The sequence below is a fragment of the Xanthobacter sediminis genome (genome assembly GCF_043195015.1).
GTDB lineage: Bacteria > Pseudomonadota > Alphaproteobacteria > Rhizobiales > Xanthobacteraceae > Xanthobacter.
The window spans coordinates 173,799-192,204 of record NZ_JBAFWH010000001.1; the positions used below are offsets into that span (position 1 = coordinate 173,799).

The 18,406-nt window shown below is 70.6% G+C and carries 14 protein-coding genes; 2 read left to right on the forward strand and 12 right to left on the reverse strand.

What is annotated here, in order from left to right:
- Positions 1-151: 151 nt before the first annotated feature.
- Positions 152-1,522 (reverse strand): sigma-54-dependent transcriptional regulator, encoded by a 1,371-nt coding sequence (locus tag V5F61_RS00660; protein WP_393986947.1) that lies wholly within the window; start codon positions 1,520-1,522, stop codon positions 152-154.
- An 18-nt stretch (positions 1,523-1,540) separates the two neighbouring features.
- Complete coding sequence (locus tag V5F61_RS00665) at positions 1,541-3,340, reverse strand: sensor histidine kinase (RefSeq protein WP_393986948.1); 1,800 nt, start codon at positions 3,338-3,340, stop codon at positions 1,541-1,543.
- A 203-nt stretch (positions 3,341-3,543) separates the two neighbouring features.
- On the opposite strand from V5F61_RS00665, the gene V5F61_RS00670 reads away from it, so the two are divergent.
- Positions 3,544-4,257: an SIMPL domain-containing protein gene (locus tag V5F61_RS00670; protein WP_393986949.1), complete on the forward strand. Its 714-nt coding sequence runs from the start codon at positions 3,544-3,546 to the stop codon at positions 4,255-4,257.
- A gap of 121 nt (positions 4,258-4,378) precedes the next feature.
- Positions 4,379-5,854, forward strand: a complete 1,476-nt coding sequence (locus V5F61_RS00675) for an NUDIX hydrolase (RefSeq protein ID WP_393986950.1) — start codon at positions 4,379-4,381, stop codon at positions 5,852-5,854.
- A gap of 130 nt (positions 5,855-5,984) precedes the next feature.
- On the opposite strand, the gene V5F61_RS00680 is transcribed toward V5F61_RS00675, so the two are convergent.
- From V5F61_RS00680 to V5F61_RS00725, 10 genes are all read right to left on the reverse strand, one after another.
- Positions 5,985-6,782 carry a DUF2189 domain-containing protein gene (locus V5F61_RS00680; protein ID WP_393986951.1) on the reverse strand — a complete coding sequence of 266 codons (798 nt, stop codon included), beginning with the start codon at positions 6,780-6,782 and terminating at the stop codon, positions 5,985-5,987.
- Positions 6,783-6,871: 89 nt separating this feature from the next.
- The gene (glsA, locus tag V5F61_RS00685) at positions 6,872-8,683 is read right to left on the reverse strand and encodes a glutaminase A (RefSeq protein WP_393986952.1); all 1,812 of its coding nucleotides are present in this window, start codon (positions 8,681-8,683) and stop codon (positions 6,872-6,874) included.
- A 75-nt stretch (positions 8,684-8,758) separates the two neighbouring features.
- Positions 8,759-9,313, reverse strand: coding sequence for a response regulator transcription factor (locus V5F61_RS00690; RefSeq protein ID WP_393986953.1), 555 nt, complete (start codon positions 9,311-9,313; stop codon positions 8,759-8,761).
- A complete protein-coding gene (locus tag V5F61_RS00695) occupies positions 9,303-10,637 on the reverse strand; it encodes an ATP-binding protein (RefSeq protein ID WP_393986954.1) in 1,335 nt (444 codons plus the stop codon). The genes V5F61_RS00690 and V5F61_RS00695 overlap by 11 nt, the downstream gene beginning before the upstream one ends.
- A gap of 253 nt (positions 10,638-10,890) precedes the next feature.
- Positions 10,891-11,013 (reverse strand): cytochrome bd-I oxidase subunit CydX, encoded by a 123-nt coding sequence (gene cydX / locus V5F61_RS00700; protein WP_393986955.1) that lies wholly within the window; start codon positions 11,011-11,013, stop codon positions 10,891-10,893.
- Positions 11,014-11,105: 92 nt separating this feature from the next.
- Positions 11,106-12,263 (reverse strand): cytochrome d ubiquinol oxidase subunit II, encoded by a 1,158-nt coding sequence (gene cydB, locus V5F61_RS00705; protein ID WP_393986956.1) that lies wholly within the window; start codon positions 12,261-12,263, stop codon positions 11,106-11,108.
- Between the two features lie 4 nt (positions 12,264-12,267).
- A complete protein-coding gene (locus tag V5F61_RS00710) occupies positions 12,268-13,845 on the reverse strand; it encodes a cytochrome ubiquinol oxidase subunit I (RefSeq protein WP_393986957.1) in 1,578 nt (525 codons plus the stop codon).
- Between the two features lie 633 nt (positions 13,846-14,478).
- Complete coding sequence (locus V5F61_RS00715; protein ID WP_393986958.1) at positions 14,479-15,393, reverse strand: lytic transglycosylase domain-containing protein; 915 nt, start codon at positions 15,391-15,393, stop codon at positions 14,479-14,481.
- Entirely contained in the window at positions 15,341-16,999 is a 1,659-nt protein-coding gene (locus V5F61_RS00720; RefSeq protein ID WP_393986959.1) for a flagellar hook-length control protein FliK, read from the reverse strand. Before V5F61_RS00720 ends, V5F61_RS00715 begins: the two co-directional genes overlap by 53 nt.
- A complete protein-coding gene (locus tag V5F61_RS00725; RefSeq protein WP_393986960.1) occupies positions 16,996-18,087 on the reverse strand; it encodes a chemotaxis protein MotC in 1,092 nt (363 codons plus the stop codon). The genes V5F61_RS00720 and V5F61_RS00725 overlap by 4 nt, the downstream gene beginning before the upstream one ends.
- Positions 18,088-18,406: the final 319 nt, after the last annotated feature.

Consider the following 18,406-nt stretch of genomic DNA (forward strand, 5'->3'; position numbering starts at 1 on the left):
GCTCCCCTGAGCGGCGCTCATGAGCGGAAAGCGCTCATGCCAAAGCGGCCCCCTGAGCCCGGCTCATGGCGCTTTGGCCAGGCCCGCGCGGCGTTCGAGCGAACCCGCCTCGCACCGGTCGAAAACCGGGGCCAATGACCGCGCGATGCGCTCAGAGGCCGAGGCGCTGGAGCCTGCGCTTCAGGGCGTGGCGGGAGATGCCGAGGGTTTCCGCCGCCCGCCCCTTATGGCCGCTGGCGCGGCCCAGCGCTTCCAGCAGCAGCTGGCGCTCCGCCTGATCCATATGGTCGCCGATGGTGCCGGCACTCGCGCTGGCGCCGCCGGCTTCCGCGTCGGGGACGAGGGGGGCGGTGCCCCCGCGCAGCTCCTGGGGCAGGAGATCGGGCGAGATGACCCGGCCGGGATAGAGGATGGTCAGGCGCTCGATAAGGTTCTTCAGCTCGCGCACGTTGCCGGGCCAGGGGTGGGCTTCGAGGAGAGCTGCCGTCTCGGGCGCGAGGGAGATGGGGGCGCAGCCCTCCTGGTGGGCGTAGCGGGCGGCGAAGTGGTCCGCCAGCACCAGAGCGTCGCCGGCACGCTCGCGCAGGGCCGGCACCGCCACGTTGATGACATTGAGGCGATAGTAGAGGTCCTCGCGGAACTGCCCCTCGCGCACCAGCGCGGCGAGGTCCCGGTTGGTGGCCGCCACCACCCGCACGTTGCCGGCATGAACGCTGGAGGCGCCCACCGGTCGGTAGGTGCCGTCCTCCAGGAAGTGCAGCAGCTTGGCCTGCAGCGCCAGCGGCACCTCGCCGATCTCGTCGAGGAACAGCGTGCCCCCCTCGGCCACGGCGACGAGGCCGGTGCGCTTCTGGTGGGCGCCGGTGTAGGCGCCCTTCTCGGCGCCGAACAGCTCGGCCTCGATGAGCTGCTCCGGCAGGGCGGCGCAGTTCACCTCCACGAACGGCTGGTCGGCGCGGCGGCTGCCGGCATGGATGGCCCGCGCCACCAGCGCCTTGCCGGTGCCTGACTCCCCGTGGATCAAAATGCGCGAGGTGCTGCTGCCGGCCACGCGCTCCACCGCGTCGCGAAGGGCGGCCATGGCGGGGCTCGCGCCGATGAGGCTGGCGGTGGAGAGCTGGCGGCTGCGGTGGTACTCGATCTCCCCGGCCATCCGCTGCCGGTCGAGCGCCTGGCGGATGCAGTGGATGAGGTCGTCGAGCTCGAACGGCTTGGTCAGGTAGTCCACCGCCCCGGCCTTCACCGCCTGCACCGCGGCGCGGGTGTCCCCGTGGGCGGAGATCATGATGACCGGCAGGTCGGGGGAGAGCGCCTTCATGCGCGCGAGGGTCTCCATGCCGTCCACCTCCGGCATGCGCAGGTCCACGAGGGCGAGGTCGATGGGGGCGGCCCGGAGCGCGGCGAGGGCGGCGGCGCAGGAATTGACGCCGGTGGGCTTCATTCCCTCTTTCTTCAGCGCATAGACCAGGGACCGCACGAAAGGGGCTTCGTCGTCCACCACCAGTATGGATGCCGTCTGCATGGCCGGATGGGTCCTCCCTCAGGCCCCTTCGTGGATCGGGTCATCCGCCGGAAAACTCAGGCAGATCAAGGTGCCGACCCCGAGGGTGCTCTCGATTTTCATGGTGCCTTCATTGGCCTCCACCATCTGCTGGGAGATGGTGAGGCCGAGCCCGGAACCGGTGGGCTTGGTGGTGAAGAACGGATCGGTGACGCGGCTGATATCCTCCTGTGCGATGCCGTGGCCGTCGTCCGCGATCTCGATGATGGTGCGCGCGCCCTCGCGGCGCGAGCGGAAGGTGACGGTGCCGCCCCGCACGCACGCCTGCAGGGCGTTGAGGCCGAGATTCACCAGGATCTGCTGCATGTGATCCTCGTCGGCCAGCAGTCGGGCGCTGGAATCCCCGGTGGAGGCGAGGTGCACGCCGCGTTCCGCCGCCACCGGCTTCAGCAGGGTGGCGGTGCGGCGCAGCATCTCGCGCACGGCGAGGGGGCCGCGGGCCGCGGGGTGGGGGCGGCCGTAGGTGAGCAGGTCGTTCACCACCCGGTTCAGGCGGTCCACCTCGGCCTCCAGGTCGATGAGCAGCTCGCGCCGGTCGGCGTCGGGCTCGTCGCGGCTCAGGCTCTGCACGGTGGTCTTCATGGTGGCGAGGGGGTTGCGCACCTCATGGGCGACGCCGGTGGCGAACTGGCCGAGCACCGCCATTTTCTCGGTGCGCACGGTGCGGTCGATCATGTCCTTCACACGCTCGGCCATGGTGTTGAAGGCGGAGGAGAGGGCATTGATCTCGTCGGCCTGGCGGGTGAGGGGCAGGCGGTAGGTGAGGTTGCCGCTCGCCACCGCGTTCGCGCCCTCCACCAGCAGGTCCACGCGCCGCCGCATGCGCAGGCCCAGGTGCACGAACAGCGCCACCACCACCGTCATGATGAGCCCGCCGCCCACATAGAGCCAGCCGCGCGCCGAGCGCAGGGAGTTCAGCACGTCAGGTGAGCGGTGGTCGCGCATCAGCCGCCAGCCGGGCAGCACCTCGGGGCCCGGCGTCAGGTCCCGCACATCCTCGATGGGGCGGCCGGTGGCGTCCAGGATGGCGCCCGAGGGGGTGGAGAGCAGCATGCGCACGATGGCGCTGGTGTTGGACTTGTCGAGCTGCTCGGTCATGGAGGCGAGGCGCACGTGCAGCGCCACCGTGCCGCCGGGGCCGTTGCCGCTCTCGCGCATGGGGCGGCGCAGCAGGATCCAGCCGGCCCGGCCGGGCTCGGGCAGTGCGGGGCCGATGATCTCCACCCCCTCCTTCACCACCACCGGCAGGCCGGCGATGGACCAGCCCTTGCTGGTCCAGTACGGCGGGCCGGAGGCTGCTTGGCCGGCCACCGCATACCGCAGCTGGTCCTTGGCGTCGAAAAAGAGGATGCCGTAGAGGTCCGGCACGTCCGCCTCCAGCCGCAGCAGGGCGGCGATGTCGGCGGTGGCCGGCGCCTCGGGGGCGGCGAGAAAGGCGTTGAGGCCTGGGTAATTGGAGATCTTGGTGAGCTGGTACTGCATGGTCTCCAGGAAGGCGGCCATGCGGTTCGCGGTGGCGGCCTCCTGCGCCGACTGGCGCTCGCCCACCAGGGTCGTCTCCAGGTCCTTGGTGAAGCGATCATAGAGCGCACCGACGCTCACCAGCGCCACTGCGAAGATGGTCACCGTCACCACCACGTAGCGGCCGACCACGCTGGACAGGCGCAGGTTCCGCCAGCGCGGCAGGCTGCGGCCGCTGCCGGGGAAGCCTGGCGCCGCGGCGGGAGGGCTGCCCTCTGCGGTGCCTGCGGGCGTGCGGATGGGATCTTCGCGTTCCAAGATGCGCGCACCTAACCACAGGTGCGGGCGCAACCGGAAGCATTGAAGTATGGAGGTGCGCCGCGCGCCGTCGCAACCGGCGCTGGATGCAAGCCGGGCACCTTGGCCGTGGGTAACCTGCGGCCCGCCGCAATGGCGCCGTGTTCGCGCGGTGGTGTCCTTGCGTCCGCGGCAGGCGCGGACGGCTCCGTTCGAGGTTCAGGATGCGCTCATCCCTTCATGCCGCCGCCGCTTTCGCCTTCGCCGGCCTTTCCGCTTTCGCCGCGCCGGCGGCGATGGCGGCCGCAATCACTGTGGTGGGTGAGGCGAAGGTTTCGGCCGTGCCCGATTCCGCCCTTCTGTCCACCGGCGTGGTCACCGCCGGCAAGACCGCCGACGAGGCTCTGGCGGCGAACTCCAAGGCGGTGAGCGCCTTGATCGACACCATCAAGGCGGCGGGCGTGGAGCAGCGTGACATCGCGACCTCCCAGTTCTCGCTCCAGCCGCAGTATGCGCCGGTGCAGGGCGGGCAGAGGGAGGCGCCGCGGCTGATCGGCTTCGAGGTGCGCAACGCGGTGCGCATCACCGTGCGCGACCTCAATGCCCTCGGTCCCCTGCTTGACAAGATGGTGCAGGCCGGCGCCAACCAGGCCTCGGGCCTCTCCTTCACGCTCTCCAACCAGGCCAAGCTGGCGCAGGACGCGCGCGTGGCGGCGGTGAAGGACGCCATGGAGCAGGCCAATGTGGTGGCCGGCGCGGCGGGCCTCCGGCTCGTGCGCATCGTCTCCGTCACGCCCGATGCCGACATCGGAGGCCCCATCATGCCGGCGCCGGTGATGATGAGGGCCGATGCCGCGCGCATGGCGGTGCCGGTGGAGGCGGGGGAGATCGAGGTGCGCGGGCGCGCCACCATCGTCTATGACGCCGAGCCGCAATGAGCGGGCGGTGATGCCTTCCTCTCCGGCGCGGCTGTGGTAGACCAGCGCCGGAATCGATCTCGGCTCCGGGGCGCGGCCCTTACCCGCCCCGGAGCCTTGCGGGAGCCGAGGCGGATCGCTCATGCCTGTGTCTGGCAACGGGTACCCGGGGCGCCGGGTGCAATATGCGGCATTGCCTTATCGCGTGCGCGCCAACGGCGAGGTGCAGCTGCGCCTCATCACCTCGCGCGAGACGCGGCGCTGGGTGATCCCCAAGGGCTGGCCCATGAAGGGCCTCTCCCCCGCCAAGACGGCGGCGCGGGAGGCCTATGAGGAGGCCGGCCTCATGGGCTCCATCGCCCGCGAGGCCATCGGCATCTACACCTACGAGAAGAACCTCGGCATCCGCTCGGTGCTGTGCGATGTCATGGTGTTTCCGCTCAAGGTGAAGCGGCTCCTCAGTAAATGGCCGGAGCGCGCGCAGCGCTACGGCTTCTGGTTCTCCATCGACACCGCTGCCGCTGCCGTACAGGAAGAGGACCTCAAGGCGCTGATCCTGTCCTTCGGCGATCTGATGGCCGCCCGCCTCGCCGCCAAGATTGCGAAGGCCAAGGCTGCCAAAGGGGAAGCTTCGGAGGCGCGGGAGGCCGAGGCCGTGCAGGCGCCGGTCGGAAAGAAGAAGGGCGAGGCCAAGCGCGCCGGGAAGTCCAGGGAGAAGGGCAAGGCCGCGCTTTCGCCGGCCGACGCTCCCGCTGCGCCCGACATGGCCCCGGAGGTCCCTCCGGTCGCTGCCGGCAAGCGCGCCGCGAAGGCCGCCTCCAAGGGCGCTTTGAAGAGCGCTTCCAAGGCTTCGGGGAAAGGCGACGGTGTGAGTGGCGCTGTCGGTGCCGCGGAGGTGGCGCCGGCCGCTGCTTCCTTGAAGGCTCCGAAGGGCAAGGCATCCAAGGCCAAGTCGAAAGCGAAGCTCAAGGCCGTCGCCGAGGCTTCGCCTGAGATCGAGCTTGAATCCGTCGCGACCATCGCACCCCAGGCCGGGCCTGTGGCCCCCGCGCCCGGCGCGAGCCGCGCGGGGGCCCGCACATCGCCGACGTCGGCTGCGACACGAGGTGGCCGCAAGGCGACGGAGCCGGCGGTGCCCCCCGCATCGGGCGCAAAGCCGGCAGCGCGCGTCGGCGCGAAGGCGGTCTCGCCCAAGGCGGTATCCTCCAAGACAGCATCCCCCAAGGTGGCCGCGCCGAAATCTACGGTGTCCAAGGCGCCCGTCGCCAAGGTCGCGACGCCCAAGCCCGCCGCGCCCAAGGTCACGGCGCCCAAGGTCACGGGGCCCAGGGCTCCGGCTCCGAAGGCATCGGCCACCAAGGCTGTGGCCCCGAAGTCGCCGGTCTCGAAGCCGGCCGCGCGGCGCGGGGCTGGCACGGCGCCGGCCAAGGCAGCGCCTGTGTCGGCGGGAGTGGCACCGGCTCCCGCGGTGCCCGAGGTGCCGCTCGCCGGCCTTGCCAAGAGGCTGCCCAAGAAGCCCGCCCGCGGCCCCAGACGGGCTTCCCCACCGGCCAAGCCGGGTGCTCCCGCCGGCTCCAGCCCCACCCCTCGCACTCCGGGCCGGCCCGACAAGCGCTGACGGCGTGCCCTCTCACCCGGGGAAGGCTTTCACCCCGCGCGGCGCTCCAGGTCCGGCCCGCGGAGGGTTGGGGCGACGCGCGGAGCGCACGCCTCCGGTATTTGCCTCACGAACGGGCTGCCGGCGCGGCCTATGCCTGGGGCGGCAGCACGGTGCTGCGGTAGAGATGCCAGGTGGCGTGGCCCAGCACCGGCAGGGCCACGACGAGCCCGAGGAAGGCCGGGAGCGAGGCGACCACCAGGGTCGCCACCACCACGGCGCCCCAGGCGATCATGGGGCCGGGGCTCAGCAGCACCGCCTGCACCGAGGTGATCATGGCGGTCACCACGTCGAGGTCGCGCTCCATCAGCAGCGGGAACGAGACCACCGTCAGCGAGAACACGGCCAGCGCCAGTGCCGCGCCCACCACGTGCCCCACCGCCAGGAAGGCGAGGCCGTCGCCGGTGGTGGTGAGCACCACCAGGAAGTCGTGCAGGGTGGCGAACGAGGCGAAGCCCAGGAACAGGGCGAGCAGCAGCCGCACCTGGTACATCCACACGATGAAGGCGAAGATGCACACGAACGCCATCCAGCTCATCTCGCGCTTGCGCTGCTCGAACATGGTGTGCAGCACGCGGCGCCAGCTCGGCGTTTCGCCCGCCTCCAGCTCACGGCTGACCTCGTAGAGCGCCGAGGCCACGAACGGCCCGATGAGTACGGAGCCCGCCATCAGCGGGTAGGCGAGGTATCCGCGCCCGAGCGCGAACACGGCGGATAAAAGCGCGATGCCGCCGGCCGCATAGATGCCGCCGAACACCAGCCCGAAGGCGGGCGCGCGGCGGAAATCGGCGAGGCCGGCGCGCAGGGCCGCGGCGACATCGGAGAACGTGACGGGGCGCAGGCGCGGGGCGGGCGTCGCCGCCGCCCCCTTATCGAAGACGTCCGACATGATTGCCTCCCTCCACAACACTTCTTCTTTTGCAGGAAGTGTGAGATCGGGCGGGGAGCTTGTAAAGGGCCGCCGCGCGCGGAGCTTTCTCAGCCGGTCAGCATCTCGATGCGTGCGGTGGCGCGGCGGATGCGGCCCGCGAGCAGCAGCGCGAGATTGCGGATGATGCGCTCGGCCACGCGGGGGTGGGTCTCCTGGAAGCGGCGGAACTCGTCCATGGAGAGCTCCATGCAGATGGCTTCGCCGTCGGCGCGCACGCTCGCGGCGCGCGGCTGGTCGATGAGGGCGAGCTCGCCGAAGGCCATGCCGGGAATGAGCGTGTCCACGCGTTCGCCGTTGCGGTCGCGCGCGCTCACCACGCCGCGCAGCAGGAAGTGGACCTTGTTGGGCGGCTCGTCGATGGCCATGATCTCGCTGCCGGCGGCGTGGACCTTGCGAGTGCACAGCCGCGCCAGCTCGGCGACATCCTGCGCGGCGAGGCCGGAGAGCAGGCCCTGGCGGGCGAGGTCGGAATCCGCCCCGCGCTCGGGGAAGCCGCCGCGACGGAAGATGATCTGATCCTCCGCCCATTCCACTGCCGCCTCATAGGTGGCGAAGATGCGCACCCGCGCGCCCTCGCCCTTCAGCGTCCAGGCCCGCGGGGCCACCGGCGCGCCGGCGTCCACCCCGGCCAGCACGGTGGTGGTGCCGGCCGGCAGCTGCTCCTGCAGCATGTCCAGGAGCAGCGTCATGGCCGCATCGGTGATGGTGGTAACTCGGTGCAGGTTGAGGATGAGGAACTCTGGCATGCCGGCCGGGTCGGCCAGGCGGCGGCTCACATAATCCATGCTGGCGAAGGAGAGGCGGCCCGCCAGCTCCAGCACGCGGATGGCTCCCGGCCGCGCGGCCAGGATCTCTTCCTCCCGCGACTGGCGGCCGGGCTTGGCCGGCACGGTGCGGAAGTCGTAGTCCGCGAGCACGCAGGCGCGCACGTCGTCCCGCCGCGAGAGCATGTGCAGGTCGAACGTCTCGGCCATCATCTCGCAGGTCTTGATGCCGCGCACGCTGTTGCCGTGGGCATCGAGCCGCGGCGAGAAGGTTCCGAGCCCGAGCTGGGCCGGCAGCGCCGCCAGGATGCCACCGCCGACCCCGCTCTTGGCCGGCACGCCCACCCGGTAGATCCACTCGCCGGCGAAGTCGTACATGCCGGAGGAGCTCATCACCGCCAGGGTGCGGGCGATGGCGTAGGGAGAGGCCACGCTCTCGCCCGTCACCGGGTTGACCCCGTGGTTGGCGAAGGTGGCGCCCATCACCGCCAGGTCGCGGGCGGTGACCAGCAGGGAGCACTGGCGGAAATAGACGTCGAGCACCTCGTCCACATTGCCGCGCAGGCCGCCGTAGTTGCGCAGCAGGTAGGCGATGGCGCGGTTGCGGTCGCCGGTGGCGCGCTCGGAGAGGAACACAGCCTCGTCCACCTCCAGCGCGCGCCCGGCGAACCGGCCCAGGGTGGCGGCGATGAGCGGAAAGGCCTCCGCCCCCACGGCATCGGCGATGAGGCCGCTGCAGGCGATGGCGCCGGCGTTCACCATGGCGTTGAAGGGGCGGTTCTCGGCGGTGAGGCGGATGGAGTTGAACGCCTCGCCCGAAGGCTCGACATCGATGGCCGCTTCCACCTGCGCCGCCCCCAGGGTGTCGAGCGCGAGGGCGAACACCACCGCCTTGGAAATGGACTGGATGGTGAAGGGGACCTGCGTGTCCCCCGTCTCGTAGACATGCCCGTCGATGGTGGCGAGGGCGATGCCGAACTGGTCCGGGTCCGCCTTCGCGAGCTCCGGGATGTAGCTCGGCACCTCGCCCTCGCGGAGGGGGGCGAGGGTTTCGCGGGTGCGGGCGAGGAATTTGAGCAGGGGAGTCTGGAGCACGGCGATCCGGGGCGGTGGGACACGGGAGCACCGCGGAGCCTAAGCCTCTCCCCTCGCTCAGGTCCAGCACCTTGCTCAGGTCACCTGCCGCTTGGCGAGCTTGCGGGCGAGGGTGCGGCGGTGCATGCCCAGGCGGCGGGCGGTTTCGGAGACGTTGAAGCCGGTTTCCGCGAGCGTCTCGTGGATGCGCTCCCATTCCAAGGTCTTGAGGGAGCTTTGCCGCGCCCCCAGGGCGACCCCCGGATCACCCTCCGCCCGCCCGAAGGCGGCCTCGATGTCGTCGGCGTTGGAGGGCTTGGCCAGATAGTGGCAGGCGCCGAGCTTGATGGCTTCCACCGCCGTGGCGATGCTGGCGAAGCCGGTGAGCACCACGATCCGCATCTCGTTGTCGAGCGCGTGCAGGCGCCGGACGCAATCGAGCCCCGAGGCGCCGGAGACACCGGAGAGCTTCAGGTCCACGACCGCGAAGCTGGGGCGGAACTCCGCCAGCATGGGGTCGAGATCCTCCGGCCGCGGGCACACACGCACCGCATAGCCCCGCCGCTCCAGCGAGCGCTGCAGGGCGCGGGCGAAGGCCGCGTCGTCCTCCACCACCAGCAGGTTCTTGGGGGCATCGGCCTCAGGCGGCATCGGGCACCTCGCCGTCTCCCGCGGGCGGCACCGCCAGCGCGCGCACGGGCAGCCGCAGCTCCACGCGGGCGCCGCCCTCGGGCCGGTTGCTCGCGGCGATGGCGCCGCCGAGCTTGCGCAGCACGTTGACCGCCAGGAACAGGCCGAGCCCGCGCCCCGGCCCCGCCTTGCTCGACTGGTAGGGCGTGCCGAAATGGGCGAGCGCCGCCTCGGTGAAGCCGGGCCCGTCGTCGGTGACGCGCACCACCAGCGCCTCGCCTTCCAGCGCCGCCTCGACGCCCACCTGGGCGCGGGCCGCCTCCAGCGCATTGTCGAACACGTTGAAGAGGGCCTGCTCGATCACGCTGTCGCTGGCGATCTCCACCCGTGCCGCCACGGCGTTGCGGTAGTCCAGCGCGTTCGGGCGGCGGCTGTCGCGCCAGCGCTCCACCAGCTCGTCCATGAAGGCGGAAAGGGTGGAGCGGCGGGCGCGCTCGCCCCGCGTCTCGCCGGCGGCGATGAGGATATGGGACACGATGGTCTTGCAGCGGGCGAGGGCGGCCTGCATCTCGTCCAGCTCCTCGGCCAGCTCCGCGTCGTCGCGGAAGCGCGGCATGCGCCGCCAGTCGCTGAGGATCACCGCCAGGGTGGAGAGGGGCGTGCCCAGCTCATGCGCGGCGCCGGAGGCGAGCAGGCCCATGCGCACCACGTGCTCCTCCTCCGCCGCGCGCTGGCGCAGCTCGGCGAGGCGCGCGTCGCGCCGGCGCAAATTGCCGTTGATGCGGGTGACGAACAGCACCACCAGCGCCGAAGCCAGCAAAAAGCACAGGAACATGCCCTGGGTGTGCAGGTCGGTAGCCGGCAAATGGTGGCTGAACCCCGGCATGTCCAGCGGCTGGTAGAACCGCATCAGCCCCACGAAGCACGCACTCGACACGCCGACGATGACCCAGGTGGCCAGCGGCGAGAGCAGCACCGCCCCCAGGATGACCTGGAGCAGGTAGAGCGAGATGAAGGGATTGGTGGCGCCCCCGCTCAGGTAGAGCTGGATGGTGAGGGCCGCGACATCCGCCAGCAGCTCGGCGCACAGCTCCGTGTCGCTCACCGGGCGCGCCGAGGCGCAGCGGCGGATGCTGACGAGGTTGAGGCCCATGAGCAGCAGGATCACGAGGCCCATCTGGGCGACGGGCAGGGTGATCCCGAGCCACAGGTGCACCACCGCGATGGCGAACACCTGCCCGGCCACCGCGACCCAGCGCAGGGCGATGAGCAGCCGCAGGTTGCGGCAGCTCGCCTCCGCATCGGTGATCGGGTCGGTCATGGCATCGCCGGCGCGGTCGGTCATGGCCGGTGCTCCTTCGGGCGGGCGGGCGCCGTCGCCGGGCGCGCGCAGGGGAAAGGCCGGCGGGGGCCGGGGCCGGGCGTGGGCGGGATGCGCGAGACCATGGCGGCGAATATCGTGGTGGAAGGGCAGGGGCGGGGTCAAGCCGGGTGGGGCGGCCCTTCGGCGGCATCGCGTGGGCGCCGCCCATGCGCAATGGCGGCGCCGCCGGCCGAAGCCGTCGTGCCGCCATCGCGAGTCCTCGCGCGGCGTGCCGTCAGGCCTTGCGGCCCTTGGCCTCGGCACGGGCGCGATCGTCGATCAGCTCGTACCACATGGCGTTGAGCACGGCGAAGGCGGCGGCCAGGGGCAGGCCGAGCAGCCAGGCGAAATACCACATTGCATTTTTCCTTTCCCAAGGCGTCTTCGCGCGGGGGAATGCCTTCCGCAGGCGGAAGACGCGTCGGATTCAAGCTCTGGAGCGGCCGCCCCTTAATAGGCGTGGCCGGAACCATCGGTGATGGAGCGCTCCTCCACCTTTCCCCACAGCACCCGGTAGACGAAGCTCGTGTAGGCGACGACCAGGGGCACGAACACCAGCGCCACCACCAGCATGATGAACAGCGTCATGTGGCTGGAGGAGGAGTCCCACACGGTGAGGCTGGAGCGCGGGTCCACGGTAGAGGGCAGGATGATGGGGAACATGGAGAGCCCCACCGTCGAGATGATGCCGAAGATGGACAGCGCGCTCATGAGCAGCGCGCCGACCTCGGACCGCGCGCGGAACAGCACGAAGGCGAGCGCCGCCCCGGCGATGCCCAGCGCCGGCCCCGCCATCATCCACGGATGGGCCGCATAGTTGGCGAACCAGATGCGCGGGGCCACTTCCACCGTCTTGGCCAGGGGGTTCGAGGGGCCGTCGACCACGAACGCGCTGGTGATGCGGTAGCCGTCGATGCCGGCATAGAGCCACACGCCGCCGAGCACGAACAGGGCGATGGTGACGAGGGCGGCCACGGAGCCGGCGGCGCGGGCGCGCGCGGCCACCGGCCCCTCGGTCTTCAGCACCAGCCATGCGGCGCCGTGCATGACCAGCATGGCGACCGAGACGAGCCCGGCGAGGATGCCGTAGGGGTTCAGCAGCTCGAACAGCGTGGTACCGTCATAGAAGATGCGCAGCTCGCCGTTGAAGTGGAAGGGCACGCCCTGGAGCACGTTGCCCACCGCCACGCCCATCACCAGCGCCGGCACGAAGCCGCCGATGAACAGCGCCCAGTCCCACGCCGCGCGCCACGCCGCGCTCTCCCGCTTCGAGCGATACTTGAAGCCCACGGGCCGCAGGATCAGCGCGAACAGGATCGTGAACATGGCGAGGTAGAAGCCGGAGAAGGACACCGCATAGAGCGCCGGCCAGGCGGCGAAGATGGCGCCGCCGCCGAGGATCAGCCACACTTGGTTGCCTTCCCAGACCGGCCCCACCGCGTTGATGACCACCCGCCGCTCGGTATTCGTCCGCGCGACGAAGGGCAGGAGCATTCCGGTGCCGAGGTCGAACCCGTCCATCAGCGCGAAGCCGATGAGCAGCACGCCGAGCAGCAGCCACCAGATGACGCGGAGCGTGTCGTAGTCGATGAGAGTGTGAAGGACCATGGGATTACTCCGCACCGGCGAAGGCATGGGGGATGAGCACGGCTTCCGGCGCCTCGTCCGGCTCCGGCCCCTTGCGGATGGCGCGGACCATCAGGCTCATCTCGATGATGAACAGCACGGTGTAGATGGTCACGAAGCCGGCGAGGGTCGCGAGCACCGTGGAGGCGCCGAGGCTGGAGACACCGGCCACCGTGGGCAGCACGCCCTCGATGTTCCAGGGCTGGCGCCCCACCTCGGCCACCACCCAGCCGAGCTCCGCCGCGAGCCAGGGCAGCGGGATCGCCACCACCGCGAGCTTCAGCAGCAGCGGGTAGCGGTCCAGCATCCGGCGGGCGGAGAGCACGAAGAAGGTGCCGAGGAACAGGATGAAGAAGAAGCCGAGCCCCACCATGATGCGGAACGACCAGAACAGGGTGGGAACGCTCGGCACCGTGTCCCAGGCCGCCTGCTTGATCTGTTCGGCGGTGGCCTGGCGCGGATCGTCCACGTAGCGCTTCAGCAGCAGTGCGTAGCCGAGGTCGTGGCCGTGCTCCTCGAACACCTGCTTGGCGGCGGGCGGGATGGCGGCGGTGCCGCCGGCGGCGCGGATCGCCTGCAGGGCGTCGAACGCCTTGATGCCGTTCTGGATGCGGCCCTCGGCGCGGACCACCAGCTCCTCGATGCCGGGGATCTGCGTGTCGAGCGAGCGGGTGGCGATGAGGCCCAGCGCCCACGGAACGCGCACCGCGAAATGGGTCTCGCGGTCATTCTGGCTCGGGAAGCCGAACAGGGTGAAGGCGGCGGGCGCCGGCTCCGTCTCCCACATGGCCTCGATGGCCGCGAGCTTCATCTTCTGGTGCTCGGTGGCGAGGTAGCCGCTCTCGTCACCCAGCACCACCACCGAGAGGGAGGCGGCGAGGCCGAAGGAGGCGGCCACCGTCATGGAGCGCTTGGCGAGGTCCGTGTGCCGGCCCTTCAGTAGGTACCAGGCGGAGACGCCGAGCACGAAGATGGACGCGGTGACATAGCCCGCCGAGACAGTATGCACGAACTTGGCCTGGGCCACCGGGTTCATCACCACGTCGAAGAAGTTCGCCACCTCCATGCGCATGGTCTGCGGATTGAAGACCGCGCCCACGGGGTTCTGCATCCAGCCGTTGGCGACCAGGATCCACAGCGCCGACAGGTTGGAGCCGATGGCCACGCACCAGGTGGCGGCGAGGTGGCCGACCTTGGAGAGCTTGTCCCAGCCGAAGAAGAACAGGCCGACGAAGGTCGCCTCCAGGAAGAAGGCCATCAGCCCCTCGATGGCCAGCGGCGCACCGAAGATGTCTCCCACGTAGAGGGAGTAATAGCTCCAGTTCATGCCGAACTGGAACTCCATCACGAGGCCGGTGGCGACGCCGACCACGAAATTGATGCCGAACAGCGTGCCCCAGAACTTCGTCATCTGCCGCCAGATGGTGCGGCCGGTCATGACGTAGACGGTCTCCATGATGGCGAGCAGCACGGAAAGGCCGAGGGTGAGGGGCACGAACAGGAAATGGTAGAGCGCGGTCGTCGCGAACTGGAGCCGCGACAGGTCGAGTACATCGAGGGTCATGAGGTCTATCGGGCGAATCCCGCCTCCTTGCGGTGCCAGGCGCGCCGGGCGACGACGCGGGAAAGGGCGAAAGGATGCCGCTTCGGGCCTCCGCTCGCCGTGTGGATCGCCGCCGCGCGCGGCCCGTGGGCGCGGCGCTGCGCGCGGGGCCGGCCGCTGAGGCGGCGGGGAAGGGTCGCGTGGGGCGTATGGTCGGGCGCGATGTCCGGGACCGGGATGTCCGGCGCATGATTGAAGCGAACCATGGCGCGTTCTCGCGCCGCATCATGTGGCGGGGCGAGTGGACAAACTGTCCAAGGCCGGCCGGGCGCACCCGGCTGGCGCGCGACGGGGCGCGATGCGAACGGCCGCGTTTCAAGAGCATTTTCAAGCGAGGTGGATACCGGCTCGCGTGAAGAAAATGCGTAGCCTCAATGACCTGGAGCCATTGCCGCGAACCGATGCGCGCGGAAATCGTTCCGGATGTTCGCAAGGGGCCGCCGCCACCGATGGCGTATTCCGGACGAAACGCCGCGCTTGTCGCGCGGCTGTCGTGCGGGCCTCGGAAGGCGGACCGCGGGTCGCCTGCCTCCGGCCGCAGAGCCGGTGCCGGCAGGGCCTCAGCGGGCGGGAAGCCCCGGCGGGTTCATGCCATCAGTGAAGGGAGGTGGCGCTGATGGCCGCCGGGGATGGGGGCGCGGGGGGCTGGACAGCCGGGGCGGGTGCGGGCTCCGCAGGCGTGGGGTCCTCGGCCCCCATTCGCGCGGGGGCGATCAGGGCGGGTGCCACGTCCTGGCCGGCAGCGGCTTCCGCCTGGGCGCCCGGGGCGGGCTGCGTGGTCGCGGCCGGCGCCGGAGGCGGGTTGTCGCAGAAGGACTTGGCGCTGCCGGTCCACTCACCTACCCCCGCCTCCACGAGGTTCTTCATTACCCGGCAGACATAGCGGTGCTGGCCGACGGTGTTCTTCGGGCCGGCATTGTAGCGGGCGAGGGCCATGGTCCAGCTTCCGTGCCGCTTCTTCAGCTCCTGGAGGAAGCGGGCCGCCTGCTCCACGTTGAGGCGCGGGTTGAAGATCTCCTCCAGGGAGTTGAACTCGTCCTTGTGCCAGTAATAGTTCACCTGCATGCAGCCGATGTCGATGAGCTGCACGCCGCGCCCATAAGCCTCCCGGAACAGCTTCAGTGCGTCCTGGAGATTGTTGGAGATGTAGTCCTTGCCCTCGATATAGAGCGTATAGGGCTGAAGGAACCCGGCATAGCCGCTCTCGGTGAGGCCCACCGCATAGAGGATTTCCAGGGGGACATTGTATTTCTTCGAGGCGCGGGCCAGCTCGCGCTCGCAGATGTTCGGCGGCCCGCCCTTGCGGACGGCCTTCTGGGGCTTCGCCGCCGGTGCGCCCGCGGCCTTGCCGGCATCCTTCGGGGCGTCCTTCGGCGCCTGCGGGGGCGCGGCCTTCGCAGGCGGCGGGACCTCCCGCATGGGGATGGTGCCGAAGGGCGTGGTGGCGCCGGCGACCTCAGTCGTCAGCAGAGTCAGAAGAATGCCGAGAGCGAGATTGCGCATCGTCATTTTGATTGCCCCTGCCTGAATTTCCTTCATTTCTCCCCTGTTCGCGACGTTGCTGGCCGTCCTGCTCCCCGCTGGAGCCCGAGGACTGCGGCGCCGACCATGCCGGCCGCACTGAGGCTTCCACCGGGCTGGCGATGGATTTCACGATGTCGAGATTGTCCACCTTGGTGCCGCTGCGCTCGATGATGCGCACCAGGGCGTCATGGTCCTGGGCGAGCATCTGCGCGGTGGCGGCCTCGCTGGCGCGCACCCGCACTTCCAGGCCGTTGGCGGTAAGGCGCATCTGGATTGTCACCCGGCCGAGGCTCTCGGGCGTCACCGTCATTTCAAGGATGCGCACGGGCCCCTGGGTGGTGGTCTGCGGCCCGGCGGGCTCGCCGCTGCGCATGCGCGCGGCTTCCTCGGTAATGGCGCGGCTCACCTGGGCAGCGGTCGTGAAGGGCAGGCTGGTGAGGCCGGAAAGGCCGTTTGCGGCCGTGGTGGCGGAGGCGCCCGCCGCACCGGCCGTGGTGGCGCCGGCCTGAGCCGACTTCTCACCAACGGCGGCCTTGCCGCTGCCGGAGGCCTTCGCTTCAGTCTCCGCCTGCGCCTGTGCGAACTCCTCGGCGGCGGCAGCGCGCGTGGAGGCCTTCATGTCTGCCGTCGCGGCGGCATGCTGCTGGTTCAGGTCGAGGACCGGCGCGAAATGGGTCTCGCGCCGGGTCACGCTCACCTTGATGTGGTTGACCTGATCGTCGCCCTCACCTGATGCCGGCCGGGCATCGGCGGCGCCATCGGTGCTCTGGCTGCTGCCGGAGGGCTGTTCGCTGTCGCCGCCCTGCGCCTTGCCTCTGGCCGCGGTCTGCTGGAGCTGGGGCAGGGCCGCGCCCGCAAGGCTCGCCAGCGCGGTCGTTGTCGCGCCCGATGCGTCTACGGTCGCGGTGGGCTGGGGCTCGGCCGCAACCGCGGCCTTGGGGCCCTTCCCCTTGTCGGGGCGGTCAGTCCCTTGCTGGTCGGAAGCAAGGCTGTCCGTCCGCCGCGTCCCATCGGTGCGCTCGGCGCCGTCCGCCTGTGGATCGGCGTTGTCCGTTTGTGCGCTGGCGTCCCGCGTGTCCTTGGCCGCGCGCGTGTCGGGTGCCATCCGCACTTTCATCTGTTCGGCGGTCGAAGCAGGCGTGCCAGTGTCCGACGCATCCGGCGCCGTCTCGTCCTGCGCCGCAGCCTCGGTTGCCGGCGGAAGCGTGGCTGCGGATTGCTGCTCGCCGCGTCCTTTTACGGCCTTGCCCTGCGCCGTGGGGTTTCGTGCTGCGGCTTCCGCGTCCGCGGCGCCCTGCTGCTCCGCGCCTTGCTCCGCGGAGGTGGCCACGGTCTCCTCGCCGTTGTCCCAGCGTTGCAGCAGGCGGCCGAAGGCGGCGGCATCGCGCGCGGAGATGCTCTTGCCGCTCTTTTCCTCGGCCTTTCCGTCTTCTCCGGCGGTCTTGGCCTCTTCGGCGGATTGCTGGGCCACGTCCGAGAAGATGTCGTCGAACTGGCCGGCGCCGGCACGCGCCTTCCCGTGATCGGAACCGCCGATGGCGGAGCCGGTGGTGGCCGCCGAGGTGAAGGAGGTGTCGATGGAAGTGGTCATCGGGGCGCGGCCTTCAGTAGCGCGTCGATCTTGGTCAGGGCCTCGCGGGCGCGAGACACGGCCGGCGACGTCTTGATCTCATCGGGAGCAGCGGCGACCGGTGCCGGGCCCCGCCGGTCGGGAGGGGGCACTTGGTCTGCCTGGCGCAGGGTATTGGCGGTGGCGAGGGCGGCATCTACCAGCGCCGTGTCGGAGGCATCGAGGCGGTTGCGGTCCACCCTCTTCAACGCGTCGGATGCCGCCTGGAAGCGATCGGGCATCACCGCCTGGGCGGCGCTGAGATATACCTGCGCCCTCTCCGCGTCGCGGCTGGCGGTCGCGGCGAGTTCGCGGGCGCGCTGGGCGGCGCCGGCCGCGAGGGCGGTCTTGCCCTCCATCAGCGCCGCTCGCGCCACCAGCAAATACATCTCGCGCTTGCCCTCGTCGTCGAGCACGGCAAGCAGATCCTTCAAGCGGTCCAGTCCCTCCGCGCCATCGGCATTCTGCATGTGGGCCATGGCGCTGGCGAACCGCTGGCGGAAATTGTCCGCGTAGGCCGAGCGGTTGAAGCGATAGAGATAGTGCCGCGAGAGGCGCTCGAAGCCGGCCATGTCGCCGGCCTGGGCCGCGACCAGAATCTCGCGGCGCAGAGCAGCTTCCTCCACCAGGGTGCCCGGCGCCAGCAGGCGGGCGAGGTCCAGCAGCTCGGAGGCCTTGCGGGGGTCCTGGCGCACGGTCAGCGTCGCCTGGGCGAGAGCGATCTGCGCCCCGAGCATATTGGGCAGCTTGCGCGCGTCCACCTCGCCCAGCTCGCGCAGGGCAGCGTCCTCGCGTCCCTCCACATAGAGCAGGGTGCCGAGCAGAAGCTTCTCGTCGATGGCGGGTCGCGGCTCACGCGTGATGATGGCGCGCAGCACCGAGGGCGAGCCGCCGCTGAGGAAATAGCTCACCAGCGCGCGGGCGTTGGCGGGGTCCTGCCAGAGGGAGGAATCGGCCGCGGCGAACGTCTGGTCCATCTCCGCGATGAGGGCCCGCTGTGTCGAGACACCTTCCAGGGAACCCGCGGCGATACTGTCCTGAAGGCGCTGGAGCCGGTGCACCATCTGCACCGGCTGGAGTCCACCGCTCTCGGCGGCCGGCGCGGCCGCCTGCGCGCGCGGGGCAGGCGGGGCGCTGGGGACCTCTGGAGCGACCGTGGTCTGCGGCGTCGACAGGGGTGGCGCCGGCGCGGCGACCGCCGATGCGGATGCCGCCGGGCTGGGTGCCGCGGCAGGGGTCTTTTCACCCGCGACAACGGGGCGCTCCGGACCCGGCGCATCGGCCACCGGGGCAGCGGCGGGCGCCGCAGGCACTGGCACCGTCTGTGGCGCGGGAACCTGTGCCACAGGGGCGGGAACGGGCTCCGGGCTTGCCGCTGCGGGCGGTCCA